Here is a 10,887-nt window from a genome sequence, read left to right as displayed (position 1 = left end):
GCTTTGCCAGATATGTCGCTGAATATGCAGGCCAAGCAGTAGGTTTTGCTGCACGTGCTTTGCCAGTGGCAGTTGGCCCAAAGCCGCATGTTGCCACAAACTTACGCTGGCGCAACGTGCTATCAGCCCGGCAATACACTGTGCCAATGGCTGCTGTGCGGCTTCGCTTATCAGTAGCAACGCCGCTGTCAGACACTGTTGCAGTTGTTCAAGCCAGTGATGGTGGGGGTGCGCCTGTTGCTGACAATACTGAGATAACTCTGCCTGCGCAACCCAATCACTTAAGGCATCCTGACCGAGCATCGTTATGGCGTGCCGTAACTGGCTGACCGGGAGCTGCTGGCGACTGATGTTACCCGCCGCTAGCTCTAAAAAACGGCTTATTCGCGGCTGGGTGTGTAACACCTGCACTTGTTTGCTGATACTAAGCTTGCCCAGCTGATTAAAGACCGACTGCTCAAGACAGTGCTTTAACGTAATGTGTGAGGGGGCAGGCAACAGAGTGTTGTCCAGTTCCAGCAATGCCAGCCAGGTGGGATCCCGAAAGTATTGCGGGCTTAACAGGGTTAAGCGGCTGAGGGGTTGTTGGCTCACCTCATTGCCAAGCGTTTTAGTACCGGGATCAAAGGGCCTTACGTAAACTGTCGTGCTCTGTTGTGTGTCGGCAACCATGCCACTGATTAACCAATAACGCGGGGTGTTGCCCGTGGTTTGACTATCTTTGCCAAACCGACCCGGCAACGCGTTATGGGCAACCAGCTGCTGTAATAAATCAAACCACTTTGTCTTTGTGCTAGCGTTCTGATTATCTTGATAGTGCTGCAACACTTGGGCTAAGCCCGCCTGATTGCCGGATTCTGGCAACATTTGTTCGGCCAGTTGGCCAACCCGAGCCAGTAAAGGCGCATCGGGGTGGCATTGCCATGCCGGGTGTCGTCTGGCATTGCAAGTAGCAATCAATAACGGCAGTAACGGGTGTTGCTTGTCAAATTGTTGCAGTGCTTTTGCCAGCGCCAACGTTTCTTGCAGCGGGCTTGAATCAGGCGTGGTGATGGCTGCGTGTAAACAGATGGCTTGCAAAAATTGTTGACTACGCTGGCTTTGCCAGCCATAACCGCGACTGAATATCAGTCCTAGCGCCATCATTTTCGTGACCCGGGCCTGCACCAGTGATAACTGACGTAGCGTCAGATTAAGTTGCGCTACAACGGTAGCCACATTGTGCTGGGCTAACTCTAAAAATAATAAGGTCAGCTTATGGCTGTGTTGCAATACGCCGGCAAAATCACTAATGGTAACCGGCTGGGCGGCTGTCGGGTCAAAACGCTGTAAGCCCTGATAAAACAGTGGCCATTGGTAATTAGCTGTTACCATGACTTACGTGTTGCTGATATTGGGCTACTGCAGTATCACCTATGGCAACCAGTTGGCGATTGATAAACAATAAGGCCGTGCATTCGTCTTCGGTGGTAATACCATCTGGCAGTTTGCGATGGGTGCGGTAATAGAATAACTGGTAAATTTCGTTGTTAACTTTTACCGCCTGAGTGATATCCGGCCCACCCAGCCTGCTTGTTATATCATCTTGGGTATGCGCAGCAGTTAACTGATAACGGCTGATTACTTTGGCATTAAAATTTTCACGATGTTGCCAGCTCATTTGTGCCGGATCATCTTTGTAAAACACCAATACCGTTAGTGTCAGCAGCAAATAAACCACAAAACCAGCGATAAATAAGACAACAGGCTTGAGTTTCATGACGGCTCCTGCTCTGGTTCGGGCAGCCTTAAATCCTGTAAGTTTAGCCCGAGATCTAATGAGGTCTGCAGAGTCAGTACCTGCATGTACTTTATTATGGCATCTTTGTGGCTGATTATTTTATCGCGCAGTTTTTTCGGGCAATCGGGATGGGACAGGGCGTCGGTTAAGGTATCGCCTAATGCCATCAGCTCTAATGCGGTTTTCGGGCCCACACCACTGACACCGGCGATATTATTGGTGCTGTCACCCGTAAGGCTCCACAGCCGGACCAGTTGTTCAGGCGCAACACCGAACTTATTTTTAACATAGTCAGGACTGAGTTGCTGACGGGCAAAAGGATCGTAAACGCTGATGCCGTGGCTTAACAGTGGCAGAAAGCCTTTGTCTGTTGAGACAATAGTAACCCGTTGCTGATGCTGGCTTAGTTTACTGGCAATACTGGCAATAACATCGTCGGCCTCGAGGCTATTATCAATAAAACAGCGAAACCCATGTTGCTCGGCGGCGTGTTCTAACGCGGGTAGTGCTTCGGCCAATATCGCTGGCATCGGCTTACGGTTTGCTTTGTATTGTGGACAACGTTGCTGGCGCCATTGACTGTCACGACCATCAAATACCAATAAGGCATGGCTTGGTGTTAACTCAAGGCGCAAGCGCTGCAGCGCTTGCAATAGCATGCTCTGGGTATTATTGATAATTTGCTGCCTGGTGCCCTCTGTTACCTGTTCTGGTAAGGGCAGATACGGCCTTTCCTGCACGGCATAGAGGCGTCGGATCAGGTTAAGCGCATCAATCAGAACAAGGTGCATCATGCTAGCGAATAATCCGGTAGCACGGCACATAAGCGGTGCCCGGTAATTTCATTCTACCTTGATCAACAAAAGCTTGCAGCAACGTATCCATCATTTGCATCAATACCGGTTCTCCTGATAACTGAAAAGGTCCATGCTGACGAATAGCCCTGATCCCCTCGTCTTTTACATTACCGGCAACAATACCTGAGAATGCCCGGCGTAAATTGGCAGCAAGTTTCGCCTTGTCTTGTTCCAGGTGCAAGTCAAGTGCGGCCATATTCTGATGATTTGGGACAAAAGGCTGCTGGAACTGAGGATCAATATCTAAAGTCCAGTTAAAGTGGTACGCATCGCCAACAGACTTCCGGTATTGACGAACGTCGGCGCAGCCTTGTTTCAGTTTGCGGGCAACACCGGCCGGATCATCGATGATAATTTCAATTAAATTTAATGCCTCGTCCCCAAGAGTGTTCTGGATAAAATTGGCTATCTCATTAAAGTAGACTTCAGATTGGCGCGGCCCGGTAAGAATAATCGGGAGTTGCTGCTCAGCGTTACTCTCTTTTAACATAATACCCAGCAAATATAGCAACTCTTCTGCCGTACCTGCGCCACCCGGGAACACAATAATACCGTGTGCCACCCGGACAAATGCCTCCAATCGCTTTTCGATATCGGGCAGGATCACCAACTCGTTGACAATAGGGTTAGGTGGCTCGGCGGCAATAATGCTGGGCTCTGTTAGCCCCAGGTAACGACCACTGCGGATCCGCTGCTTATTATGGCCAATGGTCGCGCCTTTCATCGGGCCTTTCATGGCACCCGGGCCACAGCCGGTACAAATATCCAGGCCGCGCAGGCCCAGCTGGTAACCGACTTCTTTGGTGTACTCGTATTCCGTTTCGTTAATAGAATGGCCGCCCCAGCAGACAATCATGCTTGGGACGCAAGTGGCATCGATAACCCGGGCGTTACGCAGAATATCAAATACGGTATGGGTAAGTTGACGGGGTTCGAGCAGTTCTCTTGCTTTGGTTTCGGCAGAGCGGCGGGTGTGATAAAACAAAATATCTCTGAGCACAGCAAACAGATGCTCGTGAATGCCTTTGATAATGACACCATCGACAAAGGCACTGGCCGGTGGGTTGGTTAGCTCGATTTTAATACCGCGCTCGCGTGCCAGTAAATTTACGCTGAAGTCTTTATATTGTTCGTATATTTCAGCTGAGCTATCGGTATGGCTGCCGACATTCAATACCGCCAGACAGCAATTGCGAAATAACGCGAACGCTTCTGACTCGGTATTATTTTTTAAACGTTCAACTTCAAGTTGAGATAATAAATCCATAGCGCCTAACGGGTTTAAATGCACCTGCATAGGTAACTCCAATACTGATTTTATGCTGCAGCAAATTCAGGTTTTTAAAATGACGCGATCGCGGCCGGCTTTCTTCGCTTCATAAAGTGCTTCATCGGCCCGATCGAAAACCTGACGGCTGGTATCTTCAGCGGTTAATTGACTAGCCCCAAATGAAATGGTGATAGGGACTTTCTGATTTTTAAAAGTAAAAACAATGCTTTTTATTTTTTCTCTGAGCTTGTTTAACGGAGCAGTAAGTTCTTCCAGCGCCGTCTCCGGGAACAGGATAACAAATTCCTCACCACCATAACGGGCAATAAAGTCAGTTTCACGCAAGCCTTTTTGCAACGCTCTGGCGATAACCTTCAGTGTTTTATCGCCGGCGCTATGGCCGTAATTATCATTAATACGTTTAAAGTTGTCGACATCTGCCAATGCAATGCATAGTGGCTTTTGATGGCGTTGCCAGCGCTTTACTTCCAACGCGAGTCGCTCATCAAACGCGGCGCGGTTGGGGATCTCCGTTAAAGCATCCTGTAAGCTGCGGAAATTTTGCTCTGCCAGTTTTGTTTTAAACGTCTGAGCTTCGCTTTCCAGTTCCTTTAAACGCAGCTCCATCCCTTGTAAGGTTGTCAGCATAGCCTGACGTTCCTGGGTTTCCAGTTGCTCTTTTGTCTTTAAAGTATCACTGATATTGCCAAGACGCTGGGTAACCAGCTCTTTCAGTTGCTCTAATGAAGTTGCACTTTTGGTGCTCTGGCCAAGCTGGTCAATTTGCTGCTCGATTTGTTGGTTTAACTTGTCCAGTTTAAAGTGAAGTTGGTCGGTATTTTTTAACGACAGGCTAACGGCATCTTGTACTGAAGAGAGGGCATCATTGAGCTTCAGCAAAAAATGCTCTGCTGACAAACGCTCTTCGTTAATGCTGGCAACAATGATGGTAATGGTTTGCAAACAAGCGTCAAGCAGGGCTTCGATTGACAGTGTGTCCAGTAAGCTCTGGCGGATCACTGCAATCTGCGGGGCACTTTTTTCAGCAAACGCTAATTCGCTGAGTAAGTTCGTCAGTTCAACACTTATCTGACGACAAATGTGGCCATAGCGAACGTCGTCGCCCTGTGCGCTGCTATCTAGTTGCTGTTTGGAATGCAACGCGGTTTGATACAGGTTTGTCAGGTTTGTTAAATGAGGTAAAAACGCCTGTACCGTTGACGGTGGTTCAGCCACTTTGCTCAGTAACAATCGCAGTTCACGGCGTAACTGGTCGGGTAGGCCTTTCTGTTGTTGTAGCAACTTGCCAGCCTGATTCATTTGCTGCTGAATTTCTTTAATTTCACGTTGTTGCTTGCTATCGAACAGTTGCAGACTTTGGGAGGTGTCAGTAATAAACGGCAGCAACTTTTGAAGGTCGGTACCTTTGGTTAATTCGGTGCGTAACTTCGCCAGTCGGTTATCCAATTCAAGATCAGTGCCCTTGCAAACCAGCGATAAACGAGCAACAAACTGGGCCAAAATCTTAAACTGACTTTCATAGGCATCTTCTAACGTCTTGCGCGCTTTTATCGCATTGGCCAGTTGTTGCTTTAGATCATCTCGCAATGGCTGCACCTTAAAGATTTAAATGTTAAAAAAGCTGTTTAGATTTAAGTATATCCGTAAACAAAGGAAATGCGATCACTGTTTTAAACATTTTATCCACAAATAAAAACAGCGAGCCGAAGCTCGCTGTTGGGTAGGGAATATTTTTATTCTGGCTTACCTTATTTACACAGCTTACTTGTAAAGCTTACTTGTAAAGATAGTAAGGTAACCAGGATGTTTCTTCTTCAGAGGTCAGATATTGCATAACTGGCGGTCCTTCTGGTTACAGCTGCAGGTTAGTCCATCTAACCGGCTGCTATAGTAAAACAGAATTCCGATTTTTTTGAAAGTCTTGCTGTAATAATACAAGTTCACTTTCGGCGTTATGAGCTGTATTCCCAGATTTACAGCAATAAGGGGTGCTTTGAGGCTGAATTTCTGAAAGTCAGCCTGAAAGTTTACCGTTTATTGGCGGCTTAATCGCAAATTAGGTAACTGATAACTGGCGCTTGCCCTCACCGGGTTAATGTCTAAGCCACCACGGCGGGTATAACGGGCATAAACCAGCAAGTACTCAGGCGCGCAACGTTGCCATATATCCAGAAAAATACGCTCAATGCATTGTTCGTGAAACTCATTGTGGCTGCGAAAGCTAATCAGATAGCGCAGCAGAGCAGCATGATCTATCGCATTACCACGGTAATGAATATAGACACTGGCCCAGTCTGGCTGAGAAGTGATCAGACAATTTGACTTCAGTAAATGAGAGTGTACTTTTTCGTCAACAGGCTCAGCGGACGCAGAGAGTTGCAATAGGCTGGGATCATATTGATAACTGTCGATAGTGATATCCAGATCGTCAATACAGTGGCCGGGAATCCAGGTTGGCTGAAAAACCATGATTTCATTGACATTATGCAAGGTAACTTTAACGGCACTGCCAGCACAGGCTGCCAAATCCCGTTGCAGCGCCTGATAAACCTGGCGCAGGTCGTCAAATCTGCTTTGATTAAAGCTGTTTAAGTACAGTTTAAAAGATTTGGATTCAATCAGATTTGCTGACGTTACCGGTACGACAAAGGTTGCGAGTGCCACCATAGGCTTGCCTTTGGCGTTTAACCAGGACAATTCATAGCCGTGCCAGATATCTTCGCCGATAAAAGGCAACGCTGTGGAATGGTCGAGCCCGAGACTGTCTCTACCTGTGGTGCGTGGAACAGGTTGCAGCAGGCTGGGATCGTACTGTTCGGCATATGCCGTCGTTTTGCCAAGGGTTAGCCCGGCCATAATTTCTGAGTGGCTTTTTGTCATTTGGCTGGTAATCCGGTTAGAATGCGCCGATCTTAGCATAACTTCATGTCAGAGTAGAGAGGGTGTCCGTGTTGTCATTAGCAGAAAGCTATCAGAATTTTATCAGTCAAACCCTGAGCTGGCATCAGCAACACAATCTGACGCTGCAGGCGTGGGCTGCTGATCCCGCCACGCCCGCGCCATGTCAGGTTAAAGTGCTGGATGACAACCAGGTAAGCTGGCAGCCGGTATTGCAGCAACCTCCGGCAGATTTCAGCAATGTAGAGCAAGCATTGGAGCTGGAGCTGCATCCTGATATTAAGCAATTTTACAGTTTATATTATGGGGCTGGTCTGGGCGCTGACCACAGCCGGGGGCCATTGCAACTGCTGATGGTATGGGATGAGGCAGATCTTGCCAGGTTGCAGGAAAACATTATTGGCCATATTTTGATGAAACGGCGATTAAAGCAGCCTGAAACGGTTTTCTTTGCCTTAACCGACGATGACAGCATCGTATTGTCGGTACTGAATCGTAGCGGAGAGGTGTATCTGGAAACGGTTGGCAAAGAAGTAAGTGAAAAGCTAGCCGACTCGTTGGCCGCGTTTTTTACCCAATTGCAACCGGCAGCGTATCAGGGCGTCTGACATTCCCAGGCAATATTACTGACAAGCTGACAGCGGTCGCATTGAAAATCAAACAGCTCCAGCAGCGGTGTTGCTAAGCGCCAGGTATTGCCACAGCCAGGACAGGTCTTGGCAGGTTCAGCCTCACAGTTCGTGCTGCTGCCACTATAAATGGCGTAGTACACCGGCAGCGTGTTGTGCAGACTTATTTTTTTTGCAAGCTGGCGGCCCTGCCGGTTAAGCGCACTGTTAAATTGTTGCAGACTGTTCTCAGCGGTTCTCTTTAACACCCGCTGCTGCTGCTGTTGCACCTCATCCAATGCCTGAAACTGTATTTGCCAGCGGATCAGGCTCTCATGGTCGACGCCTTCTGCAGGAAGCAGCTGATAAAGTGGCACAGGTGCCAGATCAGCCAGATTGCGAAGGGGTGAGCAGTTATCACTAAAGGTGGTAAATAACACGAGCGATTCAGGGGGCTGGTTGCTGCTGTGCTGCGACATAATATCCATTCCCAGCACCTGTATCTGAGGATAGCCCAGCCCGGCCGCCATCAGTTGTTGCTCTGTGTGCAATACTCTGGCACTGAGATGAGAGCGTTGCAGGGCATCGGTAGCCGGGATCACCAGCCTGGCGCAAAAGCGGTCCTGTTGCCAGGCAGTTGGAAATTCCCGACCAAGAACATTGCCGTTAAAAATAAGCGCCTCACTAAATGCGCGGATCGCGGCCTCCGCCTGGCTAAAACTGGTATCGGCAATGACTTTAAACGTTAGTTCAGCCAGATACATGCTGTTGCTCCAGCAATGCCAGAATTTTATCAAGCTTAGTTTCTATCCGCTGCAGTTGTGCGCGTTGTGTAGCTTCACTGTCAGCTAGCGGCTCGGTCAATAGCGTGCCGGCAGAGGGTAACTGTGTGATCTCGGGCAACGACGGCTGCTTACGCCACTGCTGGTATGCTGAAAATAACGCTGGTGCTGTAAGCTGATCACTCAGCCTGGCTTTAAATAAAGCCAGACTGGGCGTTTTGCCCTCTTGTTGCAATCTAATGGCGACCTGGTTAAGTAAATCAATGGCTGATGGCATTTAAGGTACTTATTTTGACTACTATTTAGCGAAATTTAGCACTTGCTGAGCCAGATAGATAGAGCCTGAAGTTTAACGTCATGATTTTAAAGTAATAAATAATTGGTATCCTATTTGCTTTGTCAAATGACGTATTGGTTATCTCAGCTGGTACAATATCAACATAAAACAATAATTAGTGGAGTAATAGTATGATAGTAAAATCTCTTAGCCTTTTAATAGCCGCAACTCTGTTGACCGGCTGCGTAGTGGCGATTGGCGATAAAGACTACGAGGATAACGGCAGCGCTGACAGTGAATGGCGCAGCACCCAGCAAGCAAACCTAAAGCAAATTAATCAGTTCCAACCGGGTATGGCGTTTAACAATGTTGTGTCGCGCATGGGTAATCCGGATTTCACCGAATTTCTGATGAAAGATGGGCAGCAGGTGCAGGTGCTGTTCTACCGGACGCATCATAAACGCAGCGATGGTAAAACGACCAAGGACGAATGTACCCCGCTGGTTTTTATCGACGGTCAGCTGCATAGCTGGGGTGATAAAGCTTACCAGCAGTTGTAACACTGCTGGCTTAATTTGCCTGGTCCCAGCCTGCACACCGGTTTTAAACTCGTTATTCCCGGTTAATTGTGCAGCTGGGCATTCAATTCATCAATCGTCATAACCCAGTCGGCGTCCTCTTTAAACGATTCTTTAATAAAATTGGCCTGGGCCTGGTTCCAGTAGGGCGCATCCACCAGCGCCACATGCTCCGGTAATTTATGATTACTGATAAAACGCTTAATGTCTTCAGGTTTATTGTCCAGTCCCAGTTGCATAAATAAGTTTGCCATACTGTGTTCAGAGGTATCCATAGTTGCTCCTGTCATCTTGGTAACGGAATGCTATTAAGCATAGACAGTACCCTGCAATATGGCGAATGCAGGTAGCAAGTAGCGCCAAAATGCCGCTTGGCAACGGTAGAACTGGCTGCTATTGTGATTGAAAAAACAACAAAAAGAGAGCCGCGATGACCGCAATACTGAGCACGTTTAATCCGGAGCACCTAAAAGCTGCGTTACTAAATGGAGAAGAGCTGAAGCTGGCCGCTTCTTTACTGTATCAGTCGTATCATGATGATCCGCTTTTTCTGACGATTTTCCGTGGTGATACACCTGATTACGAGCAACGGTTGCGCTCAGCGATTCGCGAGGAGTTAAACACCTTCTGGCAAGCGGGGCAGCCAGTGGTCGGCCTGTTTCATGCTGAGCAGTTACTTGGCGTTGCCTGTGTGGTTGGGCCCGATTCCGGTATTGGCAGTGGCCGGCTCTGGCATTGGCGGCTAAAGATGCTACTGACTGCCGGCTTTGTCTCTACCCGGCAAATGCTCGAAAAAGAACAGCGTATTCATGCGGCTATGCCTTATGAGCGCTATCATATGCTGGCGTTTATTGCAGTCTCTCCAAAATACCAGCACTTAGGCCTGGGCCATTATCTGATTCACGCGGTTGATAGCATTGTAGATCAGGATACCAGTTCAAGTGGGATCGGTGTTTTTGTCACTTTTGCAAAATATCAGCCTTTTTTTGCTGACGATCATTATCAGAAAGTCACGGAACTGGCGTTTGGTTCGGTCAGTGGCAGCCTGATGTTCCGGCCGCGGCAGGTTGAAGCACCTGCTGACGCAAATACAGGAAATATCGCTGATGTCGCGGTTTAACAGTTTTCAGGCGTTTTATCCTTATTATCTGAGTGAGCATCGCAACCCGAAATGCCGGACCTTACACTATATTGGTAGCACTCTGGTTGTTGGGGTGCTGCTGTTTAGTGTGTTCAGCGGCCAATGGCGCTGGCTGTGGTTGCTGCCGTTAATTGGCTATGGTTTTGCCTGGCTGGGACATTTTATATTTGAGCATAACAAGCCTGCGACCTTTAAACATCCGTGGTACAGCCTGCTGGCTGACTGGGTTATGTTTAAAGATTTTTTAACCGGTCAGCTAAAGCACAAAATGCCACCCCAATAAAACGGTTATTTAAATACGATGCGCCGGCAAATTAAATGCGGCCAGACGCATTCCCGCTAACAGCAGTTCTGCCGGGTAGCGGCTTTCTCCATCAGCGCTAAAGTCGACCTGATACAGCGTAATAAAACGAAGCCTGCCATTAATTTTACGAAAGCTGTGGCCATTCCGGCCACAGTCGAGCATTTGCAGCTGTTGCTGCTGACAAAGTTGTTTTGCCAGCAGTCTGGCGCGCTCGTCCTGCTTACGTTGCAGCCAGAACACATAACAAATGGTGCTGATTAACAGCAGCAATAATACCGGGCCCATATATGTCTCCTAAATTGATGGGTTGATAATGCTGGTGAAATTACGCTTTTACAAGGGCTGGCTGGCGTTTAAGCTTGTGATAAACT

Annotated in this window: 14 protein-coding genes; 4 read left to right on the top strand and 10 right to left on the bottom strand. The window is 48.1% G+C overall.

What is annotated here, in order from left to right:
• The 6 genes from ABY802_RS07620 to queF all read right to left on the bottom strand — a co-directional run.
• A partial coding sequence (locus ABY802_RS07620; RefSeq protein WP_372626445.1) for a hypothetical protein occupies positions 1 to 1,374 on the bottom strand: 1,374 nt, incomplete at its 3' end.
• Positions 1,361 to 1,759 (bottom strand): DUF3192 domain-containing protein, encoded by a 399-nt coding sequence (locus ABY802_RS07615; protein WP_372626444.1) that lies wholly within the window; start codon positions 1,757 to 1,759, stop codon positions 1,361 to 1,363. The genes ABY802_RS07615 and ABY802_RS07620, both read right to left, overlap by 14 nt.
• Positions 1,756 to 2,574 carry a flap endonuclease Xni gene (gene xni, locus ABY802_RS07610; RefSeq protein WP_372626443.1) on the bottom strand — a complete coding sequence of 273 codons (819 nt, stop codon included), beginning with the start codon at positions 2,572 to 2,574 and terminating at the stop codon, positions 1,756 to 1,758. The genes ABY802_RS07615 and xni overlap by 4 nt, the downstream gene beginning before the upstream one ends.
• A 1-nt stretch (position 2,575) precedes the next feature.
• Positions 2,576 to 3,934, bottom strand: a complete 1,359-nt coding sequence (gene ppnN, locus ABY802_RS07605; protein ID WP_372626442.1) for a nucleotide 5'-monophosphate nucleosidase PpnN — start codon at positions 3,932 to 3,934, stop codon at positions 2,576 to 2,578.
• A gap of 36 nt (positions 3,935 to 3,970) precedes the next feature.
• Positions 3,971 to 5,524 carry a GGDEF domain-containing protein gene (locus ABY802_RS07600; RefSeq protein WP_372626440.1) on the bottom strand — a complete coding sequence of 518 codons (1,554 nt, stop codon included), beginning with the start codon at positions 5,522 to 5,524 and terminating at the stop codon, positions 3,971 to 3,973.
• Positions 5,525 to 5,962: 438 nt separating this feature from the next.
• Positions 5,963 to 6,808, bottom strand: coding sequence for an NADPH-dependent 7-cyano-7-deazaguanine reductase QueF (gene queF / locus ABY802_RS07595; protein WP_372626439.1), 846 nt, complete (start codon positions 6,806 to 6,808; stop codon positions 5,963 to 5,965).
• A gap of 68 nt (positions 6,809 to 6,876) precedes the next feature.
• Between queF and syd the strand changes: the two genes are divergently transcribed.
• The gene (syd, locus tag ABY802_RS07590; RefSeq protein ID WP_372626438.1) at positions 6,877 to 7,434 is read left to right on the top strand and encodes a SecY-interacting protein; all 558 of its coding nucleotides are present in this window, start codon (positions 6,877 to 6,879) and stop codon (positions 7,432 to 7,434) included.
• Here the strand turns inward: syd and ABY802_RS07585 are convergent.
• Together ABY802_RS07585 and ABY802_RS07580 are read right to left on the bottom strand one after the other, a co-directional pair.
• Positions 7,422 to 8,198 carry a DUF2310 family Zn-ribbon-containing protein gene (locus ABY802_RS07585; protein ID WP_372626437.1) on the bottom strand — a complete coding sequence of 259 codons (777 nt, stop codon included), beginning with the start codon at positions 8,196 to 8,198 and terminating at the stop codon, positions 7,422 to 7,424. The two genes, syd and ABY802_RS07585, sit on opposite strands and share 13 nt — an antisense overlap.
• Positions 8,185 to 8,493: a hypothetical protein gene (locus tag ABY802_RS07580; RefSeq protein ID WP_372626436.1), complete on the bottom strand. Its 309-nt coding sequence runs from the start codon at positions 8,491 to 8,493 to the stop codon at positions 8,185 to 8,187. Before ABY802_RS07580 ends, ABY802_RS07585 begins: the two co-directional genes overlap by 14 nt.
• Positions 8,494 to 8,684: 191 nt before the next feature.
• On the opposite strand from ABY802_RS07580, the gene ABY802_RS07575 reads away from it, so the two are divergent.
• Positions 8,685 to 9,053: a DUF3192 domain-containing protein gene (locus ABY802_RS07575; protein ID WP_372626435.1), complete on the top strand. Its 369-nt coding sequence runs from the start codon at positions 8,685 to 8,687 to the stop codon at positions 9,051 to 9,053.
• A gap of 62 nt (positions 9,054 to 9,115) precedes the next feature.
• On the opposite strand, the gene ABY802_RS07570 is transcribed toward ABY802_RS07575, so the two are convergent.
• Positions 9,116 to 9,346, bottom strand: coding sequence for a DUF2789 domain-containing protein (locus ABY802_RS07570; protein ID WP_372626433.1), 231 nt, complete (start codon positions 9,344 to 9,346; stop codon positions 9,116 to 9,118).
• Positions 9,347 to 9,501: 155 nt separating this feature from the next.
• Between ABY802_RS07570 and ABY802_RS07565 the strand changes: the two genes are divergently transcribed.
• Complete coding sequence (locus ABY802_RS07565) at positions 9,502 to 10,191, top strand: GNAT family N-acetyltransferase (RefSeq protein ID WP_372626431.1); 690 nt, start codon at positions 9,502 to 9,504, stop codon at positions 10,189 to 10,191.
• Positions 10,178 to 10,495, top strand: coding sequence for an Mpo1-like protein (locus tag ABY802_RS07560; protein WP_372626430.1), 318 nt, complete (start codon positions 10,178 to 10,180; stop codon positions 10,493 to 10,495). Before ABY802_RS07565 ends, ABY802_RS07560 begins: the two co-directional genes overlap by 14 nt.
• 9 nt (positions 10,496 to 10,504) lie before the next feature.
• Here the strand turns inward: ABY802_RS07560 and ABY802_RS07555 are convergent, their stop codons facing one another.
• Positions 10,505 to 10,801: a DUF3301 domain-containing protein gene (locus ABY802_RS07555; protein WP_290611252.1), complete on the bottom strand. Its 297-nt coding sequence runs from the start codon at positions 10,799 to 10,801 to the stop codon at positions 10,505 to 10,507.
• Between the last annotated feature and the right edge of the window lie 86 nt (positions 10,802 to 10,887).

This window comes from Arsukibacterium sp., assembly GCF_041616895.1.
Classification (GTDB): domain Bacteria; phylum Pseudomonadota; class Gammaproteobacteria; order Enterobacterales; family Alteromonadaceae; genus Alishewanella.
Note: the sequence above shows the minus strand (reverse complement) of the source record. Positions and strands in the feature narration are given on the sequence as shown.